The 21,389-nt window shown below is 34.0% G+C and carries 24 protein-coding genes; 9 read left to right on the forward strand and 15 right to left on the reverse strand.

The features are described from left to right. Positions 1–30: 30 nt before the first annotated feature. The 8 genes from recN to BC962_RS12450 form a co-directional block, all read right to left on the reverse strand. Positions 31–1,683: a DNA repair protein RecN gene (recN, locus tag BC962_RS12415; protein WP_121346345.1), complete on the reverse strand. Its 1,653-nt coding sequence runs from the start codon at positions 1,681–1,683 to the stop codon at positions 31–33. A gap of 61 nt (positions 1,684–1,744) precedes the next feature. Continuing rightward, a complete protein-coding gene (gene porD / locus BC962_RS12420) occupies positions 1,745–2,635 on the reverse strand; it encodes a type IX secretion system protein PorD (protein WP_121346346.1) in 891 nt (296 codons plus the stop codon). Beyond that, the gene (gene coaBC, locus BC962_RS12425) at positions 2,628–3,836 is read right to left on the reverse strand and encodes a bifunctional phosphopantothenoylcysteine decarboxylase/phosphopantothenate--cysteine ligase CoaBC (protein WP_121346347.1); all 1,209 of its coding nucleotides are present in this window, start codon (positions 3,834–3,836) and stop codon (positions 2,628–2,630) included. Before coaBC ends, porD begins: the two co-directional genes overlap by 8 nt. 6 nt (positions 3,837–3,842) lie before the next feature. After that, positions 3,843–4,172, reverse strand: a complete 330-nt coding sequence (locus BC962_RS12430) for a DNA-directed RNA polymerase subunit omega (protein WP_121346348.1) — start codon at positions 4,170–4,172, stop codon at positions 3,843–3,845. 11 nt (positions 4,173–4,183) lie between these two features. Next, positions 4,184–5,011 (reverse strand): outer membrane protein assembly factor BamD, encoded by an 828-nt coding sequence (locus BC962_RS12435; RefSeq protein WP_121346349.1) that lies wholly within the window; start codon positions 5,009–5,011, stop codon positions 4,184–4,186. 72 nt (positions 5,012–5,083) lie between these two features. Further along, positions 5,084–5,959: a 4-hydroxy-tetrahydrodipicolinate synthase gene (dapA, locus tag BC962_RS12440; protein ID WP_121346350.1), complete on the reverse strand. Its 876-nt coding sequence runs from the start codon at positions 5,957–5,959 to the stop codon at positions 5,084–5,086. After that, positions 5,952–6,470 (reverse strand): DUF6913 domain-containing protein, encoded by a 519-nt coding sequence (locus BC962_RS12445; RefSeq protein WP_121346351.1) that lies wholly within the window; start codon positions 6,468–6,470, stop codon positions 5,952–5,954. Before BC962_RS12445 ends, dapA begins: the two co-directional genes overlap by 8 nt. 21 nt (positions 6,471–6,491) lie before the next feature. Further along, positions 6,492–7,238: a hypothetical protein gene (locus BC962_RS12450; RefSeq protein WP_121346352.1), complete on the reverse strand. Its 747-nt coding sequence runs from the start codon at positions 7,236–7,238 to the stop codon at positions 6,492–6,494. Positions 7,239–7,361: 123 nt separating this feature from the next. Between BC962_RS12450 and BC962_RS12455 the strand changes: the two genes are divergently transcribed. Both BC962_RS12455 and BC962_RS12460 read left to right on the forward strand, forming a co-directional pair. Further along, positions 7,362–8,129 (forward strand): 5'-nucleotidase C-terminal domain-containing protein, encoded by a 768-nt coding sequence (locus BC962_RS12455; protein WP_121346353.1) that lies wholly within the window; start codon positions 7,362–7,364, stop codon positions 8,127–8,129. 3 nt (positions 8,130–8,132) lie between these two features. Continuing rightward, entirely contained in the window at positions 8,133–9,041 is a 909-nt protein-coding gene (locus BC962_RS12460; protein ID WP_121346354.1) for a bifunctional metallophosphatase/5'-nucleotidase, read from the forward strand. Here the strand turns inward: BC962_RS12460 and ligA are convergent. The 5 genes from ligA to BC962_RS12485 form a co-directional block, all read right to left on the reverse strand. Further along, positions 9,038–11,032, reverse strand: a complete 1,995-nt coding sequence (ligA, locus tag BC962_RS12465) for an NAD-dependent DNA ligase LigA (RefSeq protein ID WP_121346355.1) — start codon at positions 11,030–11,032, stop codon at positions 9,038–9,040. The genes BC962_RS12460 and ligA overlap by 4 nt on opposite strands. Positions 11,033–11,041: 9 nt before the next feature. Further along, positions 11,042–11,734, reverse strand: coding sequence for a VOC family protein (locus BC962_RS12470; protein WP_121346356.1), 693 nt, complete (start codon positions 11,732–11,734; stop codon positions 11,042–11,044). 101 nt (positions 11,735–11,835) lie between these two features. Further along, the gene (locus BC962_RS12475) at positions 11,836–12,447 is read right to left on the reverse strand and encodes an LOG family protein (protein ID WP_121346357.1); all 612 of its coding nucleotides are present in this window, start codon (positions 12,445–12,447) and stop codon (positions 11,836–11,838) included. 26 nt (positions 12,448–12,473) lie between these two features. Further along, on the reverse strand, positions 12,474–13,325 hold the full coding sequence (gene prmC / locus BC962_RS12480; protein ID WP_121346358.1) for a peptide chain release factor N(5)-glutamine methyltransferase: 852 nt from the start codon (positions 13,323–13,325) through the stop codon (positions 12,474–12,476). A gap of 46 nt (positions 13,326–13,371) precedes the next feature. Further along, positions 13,372–13,860, reverse strand: coding sequence for a GNAT family N-acetyltransferase (locus BC962_RS12485; protein WP_121346359.1), 489 nt, complete (start codon positions 13,858–13,860; stop codon positions 13,372–13,374). Between the two features lie 28 nt (positions 13,861–13,888). Between BC962_RS12485 and ribD the strand changes: the two genes are divergently transcribed. From ribD to BC962_RS12505, 4 genes are read left to right on the forward strand one after another with little or no spacing between them, the layout of a single operon-like run. Continuing rightward, positions 13,889–14,953: a bifunctional diaminohydroxyphosphoribosylaminopyrimidine deaminase/5-amino-6-(5-phosphoribosylamino)uracil reductase RibD gene (ribD, locus tag BC962_RS12490; protein WP_121346360.1), complete on the forward strand. Its 1,065-nt coding sequence runs from the start codon at positions 13,889–13,891 to the stop codon at positions 14,951–14,953. Next, complete coding sequence (locus BC962_RS12495; RefSeq protein WP_121346361.1) at positions 14,946–15,554, forward strand: HAD family hydrolase; 609 nt, start codon at positions 14,946–14,948, stop codon at positions 15,552–15,554. Before ribD ends, BC962_RS12495 begins: the two co-directional genes overlap by 8 nt. Further along, complete coding sequence (locus BC962_RS12500) at positions 15,551–16,423, forward strand: EamA family transporter (RefSeq protein WP_121346362.1); 873 nt, start codon at positions 15,551–15,553, stop codon at positions 16,421–16,423. Before BC962_RS12495 ends, BC962_RS12500 begins: the two co-directional genes overlap by 4 nt. Before the next feature lie 5 nt (positions 16,424–16,428). Beyond that, entirely contained in the window at positions 16,429–17,043 is a 615-nt protein-coding gene (locus BC962_RS12505) for an IMPACT family protein (RefSeq protein ID WP_121346363.1), read from the forward strand. Here the strand turns inward: BC962_RS12505 and BC962_RS12510 are convergent. Continuing rightward, positions 17,040–17,438: an acyl-CoA thioesterase gene (locus BC962_RS12510; protein WP_121346364.1), complete on the reverse strand. Its 399-nt coding sequence runs from the start codon at positions 17,436–17,438 to the stop codon at positions 17,040–17,042. The two genes, BC962_RS12505 and BC962_RS12510, sit on opposite strands and share 4 nt — an antisense overlap. A gap of 205 nt (positions 17,439–17,643) precedes the next feature. On the opposite strand from BC962_RS12510, the gene dnaA reads away from it, so the two are divergent. Genes dnaA through BC962_RS12525 form a run of 3 tightly spaced genes read left to right on the forward strand, consistent with a single transcriptional unit; the run spans position 17,644 to position 20,301 of the window. After that, the gene (gene dnaA, locus BC962_RS12515; RefSeq protein ID WP_121346365.1) at positions 17,644–19,071 is read left to right on the forward strand and encodes a chromosomal replication initiator protein DnaA; all 1,428 of its coding nucleotides are present in this window, start codon (positions 17,644–17,646) and stop codon (positions 19,069–19,071) included. 9 nt (positions 19,072–19,080) lie between these two features. After that, the gene (locus tag BC962_RS12520; protein ID WP_121346366.1) at positions 19,081–19,554 is read left to right on the forward strand and encodes a low molecular weight protein-tyrosine-phosphatase; all 474 of its coding nucleotides are present in this window, start codon (positions 19,081–19,083) and stop codon (positions 19,552–19,554) included. A 15-nt stretch (positions 19,555–19,569) separates the two neighbouring features. Continuing rightward, entirely contained in the window at positions 19,570–20,301 is a 732-nt protein-coding gene (locus BC962_RS12525; protein ID WP_121346367.1) for an SAM-dependent methyltransferase, read from the forward strand. On the opposite strand, the gene BC962_RS12530 is transcribed toward BC962_RS12525, so the two are convergent. Further along, positions 20,298–20,957 carry a peptidoglycan-binding protein LysM gene (locus tag BC962_RS12530; protein WP_121346397.1) on the reverse strand — a complete coding sequence of 220 codons (660 nt, stop codon included), beginning with the start codon at positions 20,955–20,957 and terminating at the stop codon, positions 20,298–20,300. The two genes, BC962_RS12525 and BC962_RS12530, sit on opposite strands and share 4 nt — an antisense overlap. Positions 20,958–21,389: the final 432 nt, after the last annotated feature.

Raw genomic sequence — 21,389 nt, forward strand, 5'->3', positions numbered from 1 at the left:
GTATTAGCTGGTAAATATAATAAACTTCAATTAATTGAGCAGCGCTTTTGCATGCGCCATTGCCGATTCACTTTTCGTATTTCCACCAAGCATCATTGCAAGTTCCACTATTCTATCTTCTAATGCGAGTTCCTCAATTTTAGTAACCGTAGTTTCGCCGATGTCTTCTTTGAAAATTTTAAAATGCTTGCTTCCCTTCCCTGCAATTTGTGGTAAATGAGTGATCGCTATTACCTGCATACTTAAGCCCATCTTTTGAAGGATATCCCCCATTTTTTGCGCAATATCTCCGGAAACTCCCGTATCTATCTCATCAAAAACAATGGTTGGTAATTTGCTTTGTGTAGCCAAGATGCTTTTTACAGCCAGCATGATCCTTGATAATTCCCCTCCAGAAGCTGCTTTTTTAAGTTCATTAAAATCTCCTCCTTTATTCGCAGATAAATACCAATTTAATAGATCTTGCCCATTAGCGAAGAAATCTGATTGTTGAGTAAGCTCAATTTTTAATCGTGCATTAGGCATTCCAAGTTCCGCAACAATTTTTTCTACAGTGGTGACAAAGGATGGAATGATCTTTTTACGATTATTATGCAAGTCTAAAGAAACACTTTCTAACTGTTTTCTACTCTTTAAAAGCTCCTGCTGTAACTTTTCAAGATCGGCATCGGCATTTTCTGTAAGGGCTACTTTTTCATTTAAGCTATTGGTGATCTCTATTAACTCTTCTACACTAGCAGCCGAATGCTTCTTTTGTAAATTATAAATAAGCTGAAGTTTTGAATTTACTTGTTCCAATTCTTCAGGATTGGCTTCTACTCGCTCCAATGAATTTTCTAATTCTTGCCCTACATCATCCAGTTCTATAATTACACTTTCTATTCGCTCTTGTAGGGCAGCGTAGTTTGCAGAAAATTTAGAGATCTTAGAAAGATTGGTTTTTACTTCTTTAAGTCCAGAAAGGCTTCCTATCTCCTCTTGCTGGATCTGGTTCACCGCAAAACTTAAATGCTCTGTGAGTGTCTCCACATTACTAAGCTCTTCATAACGTTCCTCCAGCTCCTCTTGCTCTCCAGCTTTAAGTTTCGCTTCCTGCAATTCATTCAGTAAAAAGAGATTATAATCATGCTCTTTTAAGGCTTGAGACTGATCTTCTTTTAAAACATGTAATTGCTGCTGAAGTTTTTTATGCTCTTTTAATCCTTTTTTGTATTTAGGAAGCACTTCCTGATTCTTAGCCAAAGTATCCAATACCTGAAACTGGTACTGATTCTCACCTAAACTCATAGTCTGGTGTTGCCCGTGAATATCTATTAAAAAGTCACCTAATTTAACAAGAACAGGCAAAGTAACAGGAGTGTCATTTATAAAGGCTCGGGATTTCCCGGAAGCTAGAATTTCTCTTCTAATGATAGTATGCTTCTCAAAATCCAGATCTTCGGCTTCAAAAAAACTTTTTAAGGAGTAATTAGAAATGTCAAAAACGCCCTCGATAATGCATTTATTCTTTGCATTTCTTATGGCGCTATAATCTGCTCTTTTCCCTAGCAGAAGACCCAAAGCCCCAAGCATAATGGATTTCCCAGCTCCGGTTTCTCCGGTTATTATGGTAAAGCCCTGCTGAAGATTGATTTTTATATCTTCAATTAAGGCGTAATTTTTTATGGATAATTCGGTAAGCAAGATGTGATAATTTTGAAGCTAAAGATACGTGAGAATTTCTTCGGAATCAAAAAGGAAATTACTAGAATTGAATCTTACTCCAGTTTTCTGCATATAAAGGAGCTATTCTATTTAAGGCCTCTTTTAATTCGGTAACAGGAACGCTTGGTCCCCCACTAAAAACCTGCTCTATTTCCTGAGCTTTTGCATCAAAGAAAACTCTCATTAATAGAGAATTAGGCCTGCTTTCGTTCATCTTTTTTATATTCAGAATAGAAGCGGTAATAGCTTGTTTCCCTTTTGAAACATCTTTATGCATAGTATCTAAACCCAATCTATGATATTGATATAAAGTTGTTCTATAGCCTAAAAAAGCATTAGATAAAAGATCTGCATTTAATCTATATCTAGAACGTGTACCATCAGATCCTTTCCAACCTGCAGAATTTCCCTGTTGTGCAGTGGTTACTATTCTATTTGCTTCCTCATAAAAAGGAGTTCCTCCCTCTAACTCAAAAGTATCTGCATCTAAGCCTAAAATAGTGTAGACGTAATAAGAGATCACAGAAACCAGATTAGAAGAATAAGCATTCTCGCTATAATTTAAGGGTTCGAATTCACGATAAGTAAAAGTGAATTGTTCATCGTTAAAATTGAAAACTGGAGAAATTAAAGAGGAACCAAAAATGGGTCTTGAAGATTGCACTTGGATAGTTCCTGTAAAGGTCTCATTATCAAAACTAGAAATATTTATAAAAATACTGCAATTAATACGTTCCTGGTTTTGATAAGTTGTTCCTGTCCAGGTAGTTTTATTAATAAATTCTGACAAGGATGTCTGTAAAGTTTTGAAAACCGTTAAATTACTTTGCCCAGTTTGTTCTGCATTTACAATCACCTCGCAATTAAGTTCCTGAGCCGTCATAGAAGACAAGCAAAAGAACAAGCTTAAAACTAAAATTAATTTACTCATGGAATAAAGATATAACTTCCTTTAATATATCCTGTGCAACTTCAGTTTTAGACTTCAACTCGAAACTTTTTATTTCAGTTTTGGATATTATGCTGATCTTATTGGTATCCTTTTTAAAACCGGCACCTTTATCTTGAAGGGAATTAAGAACTATAAAATCTAAATTTTTTCTTTCTAGTTTAGATTTTGCATTCTCTACTTCATTATTGGTTTCCAAAGCAAAACCAATTAACTTTTGATGTTCTTTAATTTCACCTAAAGATGCTAAAATATCTTGAGTTGGAATTAACTCGATGTTCAAATTAGATTCTTTCTTTTTTATTTTTTGATCTACTACTTCCTTCGGCTTATAGTCTGAAACAGCTGCCGCAGCAATCACTATATCTTGTTGTGTAAAATAAGTATGTGCTGCCTCGTACATGTCTTGAGCACTTGTTACTCGAACAACTTGAATTCCCGAAGACTCTAATTGTAAATGTGTAGGTCCAGTTATAAGAATTACCTGTGCCCCTAGTTTTGCAGCTTCTTTAGCAAGTTCAAATCCCATTTTTCCACTAGAATGATTTCCTATAAATCGTACCGGATCTATAGCCTCATAAGTTGGTCCTGCTGTAATAAGTACTTTTTTATTCCGAAGTGGTAATTGAGACAAAAGGTCCTTCTCTAGAAAAGAAACTATATTCTCTGGCTCTGCCATTCTTCCTTCACCTACCAAGCCGCTGGCAAGTTCTCCAGATTCTGCTGGGATTATAATGTTCTTATAAGATTGTAAAGTCTCTAAGCTAGTCCTGGTTGAAGGATGCAGATACATATCTAGATCCATAGCCGGAGCAAAATAGACTGGACATTTAGCTGAAAGATAAGTAGCAAGTAAAATATTGTCGCTAGAGCCTGAAGCCATTTTAGATAGAGTATTGGCTGTAGCAGGGGCTATAAGCATAAAATCGGCCCAAAGGCCGAGTTCTACGTGATTGTTCCAAGTAGCATTCTCATCTTCATCTGATGTGAAGTTAGAAATTACCTCATTTTTGGAAAGTGTGGATAAAGTAAGCGGGGTAATAAAATCTTTAGCCGAAGGAGTCATAACAACTTTAACCTGCGCTCCGGCTTTTATAAATAATCTTACCAAAGAGGCTGTTTTATAGGCAGCAATACCAGCAGTTATTCCCAACAGTATTTTCTTGCCTTCTAGCACTCCCATCTTAACTTATGCTTCAGAAGATTCAGTTGTATCTCTGTAGTAAATTTTATCGTCTAACCATTCTTGAACTGCCAAAGAATGTGGTTTAGGCAATTTTTCGTAGAATTTAGATACTTCTATCTGCTCCTTGTTCTCAAAAACCTCATCAAGGCTATCGTTGTAGGTTGCAAATTCGTCCAATTTCTCCAAAAGCTCTTTTTTGATCTCAGAGTTAATTTGAGTAGCTCTTTTTGCGATCACAGAAATAGCTTCATAAATATTATTTGTTGGAGCATCTACTAAATTTTTGTCAATTGTAGTAGTATTAATTGGCGCATTAATCTTTTTTAAATCCATCATCTATCTTATTAAAAATTTTGTAATCTCGATTCTAAGTCCTGATAATTTGCTTGTATCTGTTCGTAATACTCACTTCCTTCAGGATAGTATTTTTTATAGTTTGTGTAAAACCCTTTTGCTGTATTCAATCTTTCTTGCATTAAAACCTCGTAACTATTAATTGCAAGTTCGTAAGCAGAATCGAATCTATAGTAAAAGGCAGCTTCTCTAAAAGGAGAACCAGGATATTCTGTAATAAAATTATTAAAGGCTACAATAGCAGACTTATAATTCTCTGTGTGATGATATTGCTTTGCAATCTCGTATGCTTTCTTTTCTAGCTTAACACGTAACTCTGCTACATATTGATTAGCCTGATCTAAAAATTCTCCGTTAGGATATTTATCAATATATTTTTGTAACTCTCCAATTGCTTTTACTGTTTCCGCCTGATCTAAATCGAATCTTGGTGAATCTGCAAAATAACTTTTCGCACTTTTAAAAGAAGCTTCCTCTGCTTTATCACTTTTAGGATAAGATGCAACAAAACGCTCAAATTGATATCCAGCTATTTGATTATCGCCTAATTGGTAATAAGTATCTGCATATAAAAAGCTTAATTTTTCACCTTGAGGCTTACCTCTATATTGCGGAACAATTTGTTCTAAAACACGAAGTGCTTTTCTAAATGTAGACTTGCTGTTTTCTACAATTGCCTGATTGTAAAGCTCTTCAGCTAAAGCATATTTTTTACCTGCATCGTCGCTCTTTAGTACCTTTTGGTATTCACTGCAAGACGCCAGCATTAAAAACACACCCAATAATAATAAAACTTTTTTCATCCTTTGTAAAAACATCTGGCAAAAGTACTCTTTTCTATGATATTAAAAAAACTTTAAAGTATCGCAAATAGTGACTTTCTGCTTTAATTAATATTGATCTAAAAATGCTAGTATTTCCTTCTTTAACTTATCTGAAGCTTTCACTAGAGGTAAGCGAACAACAGGTTTACAAGAACTCTTCGCCTCTAGTAACGATTTAATTCCCGCAGGATTGCCTTCAGCAAAAATCAAATCTATAGAAGGGGCAATTTTATAATGCAACTTATAAGCTTCTTTCACCTTTCCCTCTAATCCTAAACGCACCATTTGCGAGAATTCTTTTGGCAAACCTTGCCCTATAACAGATATTACTCCATGTCCTCCTGCGAGTATCATTGGTAACGTGATCATATCGTCTCCAGAAATCACCAAGAAATCCTTAGGCACCATAGTTATAAGTTTCATTGCTTGCACAATATCTCCCGCCGCTTCTTTAACACCAATGATATTCGTGAAATCTGTAGCTAATCGTTTTACAGTTTCAGGTGAAACATTAGAAGCCGTTCTTCCTGGGACATTATATAAAATGATAGGTTTAGGAGAAACTGCTGCCAATGCTTTATAATGCTGATAAATACCTTCCTGAGTGGGTTTATTATAATAAGGAGATACAGACAAAATAGCATCGAAGTCATCTAGATCTGTACTTTTAAATTCATCTACCAAAGCAGCTGTATTATTACCTCCAATCCCTAAAACCAAAGGCAATTTCCCATTATTAGCTTTTATAATGGTCTTTTTCACTAAGTCTTTTTCTTCGATACTTATGGTTGCGCTTTCTCCAGTGGTTCCAAGAACTACAATATAGTCTATCCCGTTTTCAATTTGATCCTTTACCAAATTCTTAAGCCCGTCTACATCTACCGAGAAATCCTCTTTAAAAGGAGTGATAATTGCAACACCAGTACCTATAAATTTATTCATTCGAATTATTTTTAAACTGTTTTAATAATTTTATTAATTCCGAAGTAAACACCTCTACTTCCTTCCCAGATCTTATTACAACATCCAGTATATTTTCACATTTTGGATCGTTCCCTACTTTTAAATCCGCATTAAACGTTGCAGTTAAAAGATTTATTAACACATTGTTTCCTTCAGCAAAAGTAATAAGTAAATCAATGTGATTTTTGGTAAAATCCAACAATTCTGCTTTATTAAAATTTCCTAGGAAATTCAAGTCTTCATCAACAAAAGTTAAGCCATTAAAATCGGGAAAATTTTCTTCTTTTCTCTTGAATAAGATCATTTTAAAACCTGAATCCTTCAATTTTAATTCCTGTTTTAGCTTTCCTAATACTTGCAACGCATTTATATTGGTTGAATCTAATAAAACTACGGCAGAGGTTATGGGGGTTTTAAAATTGCCAGATGAAGAGTTACGAGAATTGTAAATTCTCCTTTTGGGGAGAGAAAGTTTAATGCCCTTGATCATATTAAAAATTTAAAAAATCATTTAAGTGAAATTATCCAGCTTCAGACTTTTTTCCGAAGTAATAAAAAAGAGAACCAAAAACAAAGCGCTACTCATTCTAATAATACTTTCTGTAATTTCTACACTAATATCCTTGAAGTAAAAAACTCCCATATCTCGCAGCACATTTGCAAAAATGATGCTTATTGCTAAGGATATAAAAAACATGGCTTTTTTAGAAAAAGAATTTAAATAATATACCATTGCAGTAACTCCCAATGCTCCAAGATTTAGATAATAAAAGGTATAAATGATGGTAGTAACATCCCCAGAGATGTAAGTTTTCATTTCATTTATATGAAGTAATAACAAATAAGCATTTAAGCCAATTATACTTATTAGGTATAATATCATAAAATAACTCAAATTTTTTATTTTGAAATGTCTGGTAGCCTCCAAGCTTAATGGAAGATAACTTAATGCCTGAAGCAGTATGGCGATCTCACTAAATACCCAAAAAGTATTAAACAATTCTAGGGAATAGGAAATTACAGTTAAACTTAGAAATAAGTAGAAGTTAAAATTATATGCCTTAGACCTATGGAAGAATAACAAAAATGCAAAAATAAAGTACCCGATATGGCTCACAATATTTAGCCAAAATATATTAGCTACAAAAGCATACGTATTAGCAACCAATAAGAAAAAGATGCCTGTTGCACAAATAAACCTTAATTGCATAGGGATAACTAAGACTTTAAAAGTAAGGATAACTACTCTATCAGACATCTATATATTAGCAATGTTTTATTAAATCTTCATCTATTTTCCTGAAATAGAGATTGACATCTATATTTAATTTCATTTAAAATAACTGTTTATATTTGTGTTTTTTTGAAAAAGCCCCAATTAATGACAATTAGATTTTACTCCTTCTTACTGCTGTTTTTATCTTTAGTTGCGTGTAAGAACAACTCCCACATCACTTCTTCTCCTTCAAGTATAAACGGAAAAAGAATCCCAATTAATAATACGATCCCTTCCGATCCAGAAATTGAAGCCTTTATTAAGCCTTTTGCTATTCATTTAAACAACACTTTAGATAGCACATTAGCTTACAGCCCTACTAATCTGAGTAAAAATGAAGGAAAGCTTAATTCTGCATTAGGGAATATGATGGCAGATTTGGTAATGGAACAGGCAGATCCAATTTTTGGAGCTAGAACTAATAGTAAGATTGATATGGTTCTTTTAAACCAAGGCGGAATTAGATCTGGAATTGGGAAAGGAGCTGTTACTACAAGAACAGCATATCAATTAATGCCTTTTGAAAATGAGATCGTCGTTGTAGAGATCACAGGATCAAAAATTTTCGAAATGATAAGTTATCTAGAAAAAGCTCAAACCGCACATCCTATTAGCGGACTCAAATTAAAAGTGGATAAAGATTTTAAAACTATAAGCGCTACTACTAGAGGAGAATCTATTAAAGCTGAGGAAACATATTTTGTAGCAACTTCAGATTACTTGCAACAGGGCGGAGATAATATGGTGTTTTTTAAAGATCCCGTTAATTTATATAAAATAGATTACAAGCTTAGAAATGCGATCATAGATCATTTTAAAAAAGTAGATACTCTTAAAGCAAGTATAGATAATAGATTCATCCAAATCCTCTAAGTAATGAAAAGAAGAAATTTTATACAGCAAACAGCTGCAACCGGTGCTTTTATAGGGTTAGGTGGATTATCGCTTTCTTTTTCTGAAAACACTAAGAAACACATTACGATCTTGCACACTAATGATGTTCATAGCCATATAGAACCTTTTGGCCCCAATGATGCAAGAAATCCTAATATGGGTGGAGTTGCGAGGAGAGCAACATTAGTTGAACAAATTAGAGTAGAAAATCCAAACACTTTATTACTAGATGCAGGAGATATTTTTCAAGGCACCCCATATTTTAATTTTTATGGAGGCGAATTGGAATTTAAGCTAATGAGCAAATTGAAGTATGATGCCGCAACCTTAGGGAATCACGATTTTGATAACGGTTTAAACGGACTTCTATCTCAAATGCCTCATGCAGAGTTCGATTTTATATCATCTAATTACGATTTTAGTAATACCATTTTAGATGGCCAAACCTCTCGCTTTAAGATCTTCATGAAAGATGGAGTGAAAATTGGAGTTTTTGGTGTAGGTGTAGAATTAAAAGGATTGGTGAACGAAGGGCTTTATAAGGAAACCAAGTACTTAGATCCCGTTGAGATAGCTACCGAAATGACAAGAAAATTAAAGCAAGAACAAAAATGCGATCTTGTGATCTGCTTATCTCATTTGGGCTATGAATACAAAAATGAATCGAAAATATCTGATGTTCTTTTAGCAAAACAAACGAAAGATATAGATCTGATCATTGGTGGACACACTCATACTTTTCTTGACAAACCAACTATTCTCCAGAATCTTGATGGTAAGAAAGTTCTAGTAAATCAAGTTGGTTGCTACGGTCTTTATTTAGGTAGAATTGATTTTTATTTAGACAACGAAAATAATATAGATGGCAGCGGTGTAAGTATTAGCGTTTAATTTAACTTCTGTAGAAACTCATCTTCACTTAAGATTTGAGTTCCCAGCTTCTCTGCTTTCGCCAATTTACTCGGTCCCATGTTTTCTCCTGCTACCAGATAATTTGTTTTTGCAGAGATCGAACTGGAAACCTTCCCCCCATTATCCTCTATTAGTTTTTTAAGATCTGTTCTTGAAACCTTAGAAAACACACCGGAGATCACAAAAGTATTTCCCTCTAGAATATCGGTTTGATTTGCTAACTTTTCAGCAGATATTTCTAACTGTAAGCCAAAATCCATTAGCCTATTTATAGTATTTCTATTTTCTTCTGAAGCAAAAAATTCGGTGACACTTTGCGCAATTCGTTGTCCTATTTCATCTACATTTATAAGGTCTTCTGCAGAAGCTTGCATTAAATTTTGAATGCTTTTATAATGCTTAGCCAGTTTTTTAGCCACTGTTTCTCCTACATATCGAATCCCTAAGGCAAACAATACTCGTTCGAAGGGAATTTCTTTTGAAGCTATTATTCCATTTATTAAGTTGTCTGCAGACTTTTCTGCCATTCTTTCTAATGGTAAAACATCCTCTTTTTTCAAGGTATATAGATCGGCGTAATTATGAATTAATCCAGCCTTCACCAATAAAGCAACGGTTTCTCCGCCTAGACCCTCAATATCCATAGCTTTTCTAGAAATATAATGCTGAATTCTTCCCACGATCTGCGGAAAACAGCCATTATAATTCGGGCAATAATGTTGGGCTTCACCTTCTGCCCTAACTAAGTCTGTCCCACATTCAGGACATTGTTTTATGTATTCAGTTTCTTTAGAATTAGGGTCACGTTGTGTAAAATTTACACCGATGATTTTCGGAATGATCTCTCCTCCTTTTTCAACAAAAACAGTATCTCCCTCTCGAATATCTAACTTCTGAATTTGATCTGCATTATGAAGAGAAGCCCTTTTTACAATAGTCCCAGCCAATTGTACAGGATCCAAATTTGCAACCGGAGTAATTGCACCTGTTCTCCCTACTTGATACGTGATCTCTCGCAATATGGAAGATTCCCTTTCCGCTTTAAACTTATAGGCTATTGCCCATCGTGGCGATTTTGCGGTACTTCCCAGTTCATCTTGCTGATGCAAATTGTTCACTTTTACAACAACGCCATCGGTTTCATAAGGCAGATCATGTCTATGCACATCCCAATACTGAATAAATTCAAGAACTTCATCCATGTTTTTTACCAACTTTGCTTCCGTAGGCACTTTAAACCCCCAATCTCTAGTTTTTTGTAGGCTTTCAAACTGAGTTCTTAGTGAAAGATCATTCCCTACTAAACCATAAGGAAGACATTCTAAAGGTCTTTTAGCAACCTCAGCACTATCTTGCATTTTCAAACTCCCAGATGCAGTATTTCGCGGGTTAGAAAAAGGTTCTTCTCCAATTTCCACCCGTTCTGCATTTATTTTAGCAAAGCCTTCAAAAGGCAGAACGATCTCTCCTCTAATTGCAAATTTATCTGGAAAATCCCCAGTTAAAGTTAGAGGTACCGTTCTTATTGTCCTTATATTATTTGTTACATCATCTCCTTGAAAACCATCTCCTCGAGTAACTGCACGAGCCAACTTCCCATTTTCGTAAGTCAAACTTATAGAAGCACCATCATATTTTAATTCACACACATATTCCAAATCCCCATCTACCATTTTCTTTACCCTGGTTTCCCATTCTTCTAATTCCTCCTTAGAATAAGAATTCGACAGGGATTGCATTGGAAAATCATGGACTACAGTATTAAAGTTCTTAGTAATGGCTCCACCAACCCGTTGAGAAGGGGAAGAAGCATCAAAAAATTCAGGGTTTTTCTCTTCCAGCTCCTGTAATTCTTTCAATTTCATATCAAAATCAAAATCACTGATCTCTGGAGAATCCAGCACATAGTATTTATAATTATGTTGCTCTAATTCTTCTCTAAGCTGCTTGATCTTTTCTTCTGTAGTCATTTATAAATATTATGCTGAATAATTACTAGGCATTGGATTTATCAACTTCAATTTTTCTCCTGTGTATTGAAGCAGATATTCCTTTTCCTTATGTTCTAATTGAATCTCAAATGCCGAATTATAGGCGGCATCTCCTGTTGGAAACCAAGTTTTAAGTGTGCTATTAATGCTTATTAATAATCCTTCATCATCTCCAATGGCACAAAATTTTTCGAAATCTCCATCAAATATCTCTAAACCAACATTCTTATTTAGAAACTTAAATTTTTCCTGAATATCATTAGTAGCTAAACCGATCTCACTTATTCCCAAAATACTTTTTTCTGAAAAGATCTTAGAGGATTCTCCATTAAATTTTCTTCGAGAAATAAATTCCAAAATATTTTTGTCTGCATCATAAAAATAAAGAGATTTTGCATTCCATCCCTTGAAATCTACGATTTCCAACCCATCATATTTTAAAACCTCCACTCTATTCTTCAACCATTCCAAAGCCCTTTCTTCCTCCTTATCTGGAATATGAAACGCAATATGATAAGGTGTAAAATCTACTGCTTCCTGAAAACGTAAAGCAGAATATCCAACTTGTACCTCAAAAGAATTTGATGAAACATTATATATTTCAAGGCCAAGAATTTCCTTGTAAAACTTCTGTTGCTTTACCAAATTCTTACAATTAATATATAGTCTTGAAATTTTCATTAATTCTTTTATTGCTACACCGTCAGACTGAAATTGTCGCATCCTTTATTTTATGAAACTTCGACAGGCTCAGTTTGACAAAACACTTACAAAAGAGTTATCTAAGTCTGATTTTTATTCATCCATTTAGGAACTGGTATTGGTTCAAAATATCGCATTTTCTCTATTAGATCCTCTATATTATCTGCCACCAAAACCAGATCCATATTAGATCTTTTCAATAAACCTTTTGCAACCATCTTATCCATCATCGCTAAAAGATCGTCATAATAATGATTGCTATTTAAGATCCCGATCGGATGTTTATGTAAGCCCAATTGTCCCCAGGTTAGGATCTCAAAAAGCTCTTCTAGAGTTCCAAATCCTCCAGGCAAGGCAATAAATCCTTCACTTAGATCGTGCATTTTCAGCTTTCGCTCATGCATATTCTCTGTTGTAATAAGCTCTGTTAATCCAGAATGCACCACTTCCTTGGTTTTCAAAAATTCTGGTATCACTCCAGTTGCTACTCCATTATTATCTAAGACTCCCTTAGCAACTTGCCCCATCAAGCCTAATTTGCTACCGCCATATACAAGTTTTATATTGCTCTTAGCTAAATATTCTCCAACCTGATAGGCTTCATTAAAGATCAAAGTATCTACACCATCACTACTAGCGCAAAACACTGCAAGACTTTTTAAAGCATTTTTATAGTTATTATGAGTTTTCAAATGGGAATCGAATTTAATATAATATGTTATTGTTTTATTCCTCTTATCATCCTGAAATTTCCAAAAATATCCTTTTTAAGATTTGTTTTAAATCCGGATTCTTGCATTAATTCTTCAGTCTCCTTAGCCAAATATTGATTGATCTCAAAGTACAAATATCCTCCTTTACTTAAGTTAAAATGAGCGAGTTTTGTGATTGCTTCATAAAAAACAAGGGGGTCATTATCGCGAACATAAAGCGCAGCTTCCGGCTCATTTTCAAGAACATTCCTATGCATTTCCTTTTTTTCCAGATCTCGCACATATGGCGGATTAGAAACTATGATATCAAAAGAATCAAGGGGTTTATCTAAATTTAAAATATCTTTGTTCTCAAATACCACTTTCACTCCATTCAATTCGGCATTATTGGAAGCTATTTTTAAGGCTTCTTCAGATATATCTAAAGCTGTAAGTTTAGAATTAGGTAAATTCTTGGCGAGACTAATTGCAATACAACCGCTACCTGTACCAATATCCAAAATTTTTAATGCTGAAGTCTTATTTTCTGAAAGATCTGTAAGTATCCAAGAAACCAGCTCTTCTGTCTCGGGTCTTGGGATCAATACATTTTTATCTACTTGAAATTTTAACCCGAAGAATTCAGTTTCTCCTATAATATACTGTATTGGCTCATGCTGTTGTAACTGTAGTAAGATCTTATCAAATATTATTAATTCTTCAGAAGATATCTCCTTTTTAGGATCTAAGGCTAAGTCTAAGCGGGTCACATTTAGATAATGAGCCGTTAGAATATTAAAAAAAGAACTGATCTCCTCTACAGGATATTCCTTTTTCAGAGCAGTACTAAATTGTTTTTTATATTCTAAAAGTAACAATGCTTGAAATGGTTTATTTATTGAAGAAAAAGAGAATCTGGAAGATCTAATCTAGATCTTTGATCATCCACACAGTACAGTTATAATGCCCGGTATCACCCATTGGTTTTTCAAGATTTCTAAATCCTGTACGATTATATAGGCTTCTAGCATTTTCCATATATGGCAATGTTTCTAAGTAACATTGTTTAAAACCTACAGATTTAGCATAATGCAAACAAGTATTCATCATAGCAGCACCAATTCCTCTCCCTCTGGCTATTGGTAAAAAATACATTTTTTGAAGCTCACAAACTGTCTCTTCGCCATTTAATAAAGGGGCAATACCGGCTCCTCCAATAATTTCACCTTTTTCTTCTACAACAAAATATTGCATTTTGTCATGATCGTAGGTAGCAAACATATCGTCCAGGGATTTGTCCTCATAGGCAGTGCCCACTTTAGGTACTCCCATTTCTACTAAAACTTTTCTCACCACCATTGCAACACTCTGGTTGTCTTTAGGTTGAATCTCACGTATCTTAAAACTGCACATTCTTACTAATTAATCCTATTTTTGTGATGTGAAGATACACGAAAAATATATAAAAAGGTGCATACAATTAGCTGAAAATGGACTAGGAACTACCAATCCAAATCCGATGGTTGGAAGTGTTATAGTTCACGACAATAAGATCATTGGTGAAGGCTGGCATCGCAAAGCTGGAGAGCCACATGCAGAGGTGAATGCCATAAATTCTGTTAAAGATAGATCCAAATTAAAAAAGGCGACTATTTACGTAAGTCTAGAACCTTGTTCACATTACGGGAAAACGCCACCTTGTAGCGATTTAATAATTGCCAGCGGTATTAAAAAGATCGTGATTGGAAGTATAGATCCTTTTCCAGCAGTTTCTGGAAAGGGCATTAAAAAACTGATGGATGCAGGTTGCCAAGTAACCTTAGGGATTCTAGATAAAGAATGCAATGCTCTTAATAAACGCTTTTTTACATTTCATAAGCACCAAAGGCCCTATATAATTTTAAAATGGGCACAAAGTGTAGATGGATTTCTAGCACCTATTTCTTCTGAAGAAAAAAACAAAAGGGAACCCATTTGGATCACTAATAAATATTCCCAACAATTAGTGCACAAATGGCGGAGCGAAGAGACTGCTATTTTAGTCGGCACCAATACCGCTGTCAAGGATAATCCTAAGCTAAACACAAGACTTTGGGAAGGCAAAAACCCCATAAGAGTAATTATAGATCAACACTTAAGATTAACAGATGATTCTGCGTTGCTAGATAAAAGCATTAAAACTATTGTGATCTGCGGAGAAGTTGCGAAGAAAAATAATCTGAAATCTTCTTCGGAAAATTTGATCTTTGAAATCATCGACTTCACTAAGGAGATTACCGCAGAGATTTGCAAGATTCTATATAAACATGCAATCCAATCTATAATTATTGAAGGTGGCGCTAAAACATTACAATCATTTATAGACTCCGAACTCTGGGATGAGGCTCGTATATTTACGGGAGAAGCACATTTCAACAATGGAATCAAAGCACCGATAGCACCGGGTACATTTATACAAAAGCATACTGAAACAGGCGATATTTTAAGAATTTATTCCAATGATTAAAACAATTATATTCGATTTTGGCGATGTATTTATCAATTTAGATAAACCTGCAACACTTAGAGAGCTCAATAAATTGAATATAAAAGAGCTGCCGGAAAACCTCTTTCAAATAAATAAAGAATATGAAATGGGCTTAATTTCTTCTGAAACTTTTATAAGTTCATATATAAATAACTTCTCCTCATTAACACATGAAGGCATAACCACTGCTTGGAATTCTATACTTATGGATTTTCCAAAATACAGATATCAGTTCATTAAGAAACTTTCGGAAGAGAAGAATTACCAATTAATTCTTCTAAGCAATACCAATGAAATCCATATTGATTGGATCAAGGATAAAGTTCCATTTTTTGAAGAATTTAAATCTTGTTTTGATGCGTTCTACCTATCTCATGAAATAAATTTAAGAAAGCCAAATTCAGATATTTTTGAATTTGTATTGAATAAACATCAGCTAAATGCTGAAGAGTGCTTATTTATTGATGATGTTTCAGAAAACACTAAAGCTGCCAAACAATTAGGAATTCATGTTTGGAATTTGGAACCAACCAGAGAGGACGTAATTGACCTATTTACCACCAATAAATCGCTATTTTGATATATCTTCTCTTAAGTATTCTTTCATCGAGTATCATTTTTGTGGTCTTTAAATTATTCAAAAGATTTGAGGTCAACACGCTTCAAGCGATTATTGTAAATTATTTTATAGCATGTTCTGTTGGTTATTTTGGTTTTGTAGAAGAGGCCAATATTACTGAAATACCGTCTAAACCTTGGTTCTATGGCACCTTGATACTTGGCTTATTATTTATAATAGTATTCAATCTTGCAGCCATAACCACACAACGTAGCGGACTCTCGGTAGTTTCTGTAGCAACAAAAATGTCTGTAGCTATTCCTGTACTATTTGGAATCTTATATTTTAATGAAAGTACAGGGATCTTAAAAATAATAGGGATCTTTCTAGCATTAATAGCTGTTTATTTAAGTTCTATTAAAGCTAGAACAGGGATCGCGATAAAGAAAAAAAACCTGGTATATCCAATTTTAGTATTTATAGGAAGTGGCCTCATAGATACCCTTATTAAATTTATTGAGGCTGGATATGTAAATAAGACAGATGTTGCTCTTTTCTCATCCACCATTTTTTCTGTAGCAGGAACCATTGGGATATTAGTATTGATCTTTCAAGGATTTACCGGTAACTTAAAGATCACAGGAAGAAATATTCTTGGTGGGATCGCACTTGGAATTCCCAATTTTTTTTCCATTTATTTCCTTGTCATGGCTCTTAGAAATAACGGATTTGAAAGTTCAACCATATTTACCATAAACAATGTCGCGATTGTCTTGGTTTCTACTTTACTTGGAATTATATTATTCAAAGAAAGATTAATAACCAAGAATTGGATTGGTATTATCCTAGCAATTATTAGTATTCTCTTGGTTGCAAACAGCGGAATTTAAAAACTGTGAAAGACACTTATAAAAGCATAACCGAAGCTTCTGAAGAAGTTCTATTTAAAGACCGGAATTCTAAATTCTTTGGCTATGCCTTTCCAATTAAATCTGAAGATGAAGTAAAAGCAATTATTGAAGACCTGAAAAAGAAACATCACCAAGCAAGACATTGGTGTTATGCGTGGCAATTGGGTAAAGAAGAGCAAGACCATCAGTTTAGAGCTAATGACGACGGGGAGCCTTCAAATTCAGCTGGAATGCCCATCTATGGTCAAATTCAATCTTTTGAAGTTACCAATATTCTAATTGTCGTTGTACGCTACTTTGGCGGTGTGAAACTTGGCGTAGGCGGATTAATTAATGCTTACAGAACTGCAGCTCAATTAGCATTGGAAGAAAGCAATATTCTTAAACGCACTATAGACGATCTTTATATACTACAATTTGATTATCCAGAAATGAATGTAGTAATGCGAATTATAAAAGAGCATAATCTTAATGTGATCGATCAGCAACTGGCATTAGATTGCAAAATATTTATTTCAGTAAGAAAAAAGGAGTCTGAAGCGATCTTTGAGAAATTTTCTAATGTTTATAAAGTAGAAATTAAGCAGCTTGAGCATTAATTATTCAACTTATCTACAATAAATTCTGGACATCTTATTGGTTTCCTTGTTTGAGAATCCATAAATACCAATACTGTATTTGCCGTTGTTAGTAACTCACCTTCCTGATTATAGATTTCGTAGTCGAATTCAATTTTAACACTTGGAGTTTTCACCAATTTTGTTACAATTTTAAGTTCATCATCAAATAATGCAGACTTAATAAATTTAAAATGCAATTCATAAACAGGAAGCATAATCCCTTCTTTCTCCATAGACTTATATGAAACCCCCAGCACGTCAAGCCAGTCTAGCCTTGCTATTTCCAGGTAATCTGCATAATTACCGTGGTGTACCACTCCCATTTGATCTGTTTCTGCATATCTGACTTTAACATAGGTATTATGACTTTTCATAGGATTTTATCGGGATAAGTTAGGTAGGTTTTGTACATTCATCAAACGAAGTAAGTATGCGTAAAATTTTCTTAAAATTCAAGGGTGAAAGCATTTTTTTATTAGATATTTTGTTCACATATTTGTTCTCCGAGAAGTTAAAGCCTTATTTATGCTTTACAGATTTTCAACGATCTACTAACCAATTTATAACCAAGTAATAAGCATGTCAAAAACTGCGCAATCAGTTTGGAATAGCTGTCTAGCTTTTATCAAAGATAACATTACCCCCCAAGCTTATAAAACTTGGTTTGAACCTATTCAAGCAGTAAAACTTACAGACTGTGCCCTGAGTATTCAGGTTCCGTCTAAATTCTTTTATGAATGGCTTGAGGAGCATTACGTGAAACTTCTTAAGGTTTCACTAACCAAAGAATTAGGAGAAAAAGCGAAACTGGTATATGTTATTAAAATGGAGAATACCTACGGGAATAAACTTCCATTTACAGAGAAAATACCTAGCACCCAACGAAGCCAAATGACTTCTCAAGAAGTAGACGTGCCAATTAAGAATAAAAATCCAGAGCTCAGAAATCCTTTTATTATTCCAGGGATAAGAAATGTAAAGATTGAGTCTCAGCTTAATCCTAACTATAGTTTCGAAAATTTCCTTGAAGGTGATTCCAACAGACTGGCTCGTTCCGCAGGTTTAGCAGTATCTAATAAGCCAGGAGGAACTTCCTTTAATCCTTTATTAGTATTTGGAGGAGTAGGACTTGGTAAAACGCATTTGTCTCATGCTATTGGGGTAGATATTAAAGATAAATATCCAGAAAAAACGGTTTTATATATCTCTGCAGAAAAATTTACGCAACAATATATAGAGTCTGTTAAGAAGAATAATAGAAACGATTTCATTCATTTCTACCAGATTATAGATGTATTAATAGTAGATGATATTCAATTACTATCTGGAAAAGCAGGAACTCAAGATGTGTTCTTTCATATTTTTAATCACCTACACCAAAATGGGAAACAGGTTATTTTAACTAGCGATAAGGCGCCTGTAGATATGCAAGATATCGAGCAACGTTTATTATCTCGTTTTAAATGGGGACTATCAGCAGAATTACAGCATCCAGATTTTGAAACAAGGGTTTCAATTATTAAAAATAAATTGTATCGTGATGGTGTGGAAATGCCAGAAGATATCATTGAATTTTTAGCAAATAATATTAAAACTAATATTAGAGAATTAGAAGGTGCCATTATATCGCTTATTGCACACTCCTCTTTCAATAAAAAGGATATCACTTTGGAATTGGCTACCAAGATAGTAGACAATTATGTTAAAAACACTAAGCGAGAGGTATCTATAGACTATATTCAGAAGATCGTTAGCGATTATTTCCAGATGGATGTAGAAACGCTTCAGTCTAAGACCAGAAAAAGACATATCGTACAAGCGAGACAACTTGCTATGTTCTTCGCTAAGAAGTTAACTAAGGCATCTTTAGCAAGTATTGGAAGTCAGATCGGGAAAAGAGATCACGCTACTGTACTTCATGCATGTAAAACGGTAGATAATTTAGCAGCTACAGATAAGCAATTCAAAAAGTTTGTAGAAGATCTAAACAAAAAACTGACTCTATAATTAATAATTATGAAAACCAACGTTTTAATGGTGTGTCTCGGAAATATCTGTAGATCTCCACTAGCCGAAGGAATTCTAAAGTCCAAAACAGATCCAAAAAAGATCTACGTAGACTCCGCTGGCACCGGCGATTATCATATAGATGATCTTCCCGACCCTCGTTCTATAGCAATTGCTAAAAAGCACAAATTAGACATCACATCTCAGAAAGGTAGACAATTTAGTGTTCAGGATTTCGATCGCTTTCACCATATTTACGTTATGGACACTTTTAACTATGCAGATGTAATTGCATTAGCTAGAGATGAAGATGATAAAAAGAAAGTGAAACTTATTTTAGATGAAATATTCCCAGGTGAGAACGTAGATGTTCCAGACCCATATCAAGGATTAGCAGATGGTTTCAAAAATGTATTCGAAATGCTTGATGATGCTTGCGAGATTATCGCCAAAAAATTAAAAGAAACGCATCCACATAAATAACATCATATTTTGATTATGAGCAATTCTGACTTTAAGTTCTCGGGGAAATTATATTTAATACCAACTACTTTGGGAGAATCCAAAATTTCCGAAGTTCTTCCAGATTCCATTGCTACAATAATTGAAAAAATAGATAATTATATTGTAGAGAACGAAAAGACTGCACGAAGGTCTATAAAACAAGTTCTTCCAGAAAAATCTCAATCTTCTTTACAGCTGAACACATTAAATAAACATACTGATGCTGCTTTGCTATCTACATTTTTAGATCCATGTAAAGAGGGAATAGATGTGGGATTACTTAGTGAAGCCGGTTGCCCAGGTGTTGCAGATCCAGGTGCTGAAATAGTAAAGTTGGCTCATGAAATAGGAATTAGAGTTATTCCCTTAGTTGGCCCCTCCTCTATTCTTTTAGCTATGATGGGCAGTGGAATGAATGGACAGAGTTTTACATTTAATGGCTATTTGCCAATAGACAAGAAAGAGCGTAAACAAGAGCTAAAAACATTAGAAAGAATTTCTTCAGAAAGAAATCAAGCTCAACTTTTTATTGAAACTCCGTATAGAAATAATCAGTTAGTTGAAGATCTGGTTCAAATATTAAATCCCGCAACTAAGCTATGTATTGCTTGCGATTTAACTTTAGCATCAGAATTTATAATCACGAAATCTATTATGGAATGGTCTAAAACAAAAGTAGACCTTCATAAAAGGCCTACTATGTTTATAATTCAAAAAGATATCTAAGCTATATTTATAACTGCTTTTGCTTTTCTTTCTGGCTGAACGAAAGAAGTATCGTATCCCGAAAACCTCTTCATATAATAACCTAGAGTTGTTCCAAAAGCATCGCTAAATGCTGTTGCTCCCCAACTTCTAAGGTATTTTTTCACACTTCCAGGTCCTGCTAAATGCGCTGCAGCCAATATTCCAGATTCTGTAATTAGAATTCCGTTTATTCTTTTACCTACAAATCTCTTTATATCTCTTTTTAGAATCCATTTATTTCTAGAAGCGTTTGCATAAAATGCTGCTTCTTGTAATTCTGGGGTCTCTAAAAATAATTGAGTGTCATAGACTCCAATCAATTGTAAAGTTCCCTTACCAAATTGATATTTGCCCATGTAACCATATTGGTTTATGGTTTTATAATTACCTCGAGATTCTTTAAACCCCAAAGCTTCTTTAAAACCAATATAAGATTTACCAAGTTTGGGTGTAGCCTTTAAAACCTCGAAGGTTTCTTCGGGCATTTCCTCTGACTTAGGAACAGTATACTCTAAAGGTTCTAGGGATGAGGTGGCATATCCTTCTAAATTTGCAGCTTCCTTTGTAGAAAAACTAAAAAATATAGCACCAGATAAAATAGGTAGAATTGAAAATTTTGCAACTTTCTTTTTCATAATGTTTTGATTCTGAGAAGCAATTGGTTTTAAAAAATTATTATAACCCTTCTCAATTTCGCCGTGCAAAGATACATTAAATTTTAATAATCTGACTTACAGCCTGTTAAACAAAACACAAGTTTTCAAAAGCTCTCTTAAAGATTTTAACTTATTGATAATTAGCTAATTATAATAACTTATATTGATAAGGCATATTCATGATTTTATTTTTATTCAAAAAAAACTTTTTTTTTTAGAATTTAGAAAGCATTTCTTTCCTTCTGTTGCTAAATAAATTCTCACTTAATAATTATACTTTCTCCATGCATATCAACCTTTTCTTATTTATTTAAAACTAATAAGTTTAGAATTGCAAGCTTTAACGATTAGAATGTAATTGAAGAAGGTAACACAAGTTAAAAGAAAGGAATGAGTAAGGTGAACAGCTGA

Source organism: Gillisia mitskevichiae (assembly GCF_003634585.1).
Taxonomy (GTDB): Bacteria; Bacteroidota; Bacteroidia; order Flavobacteriales; family Flavobacteriaceae; genus Gillisia; species Gillisia mitskevichiae.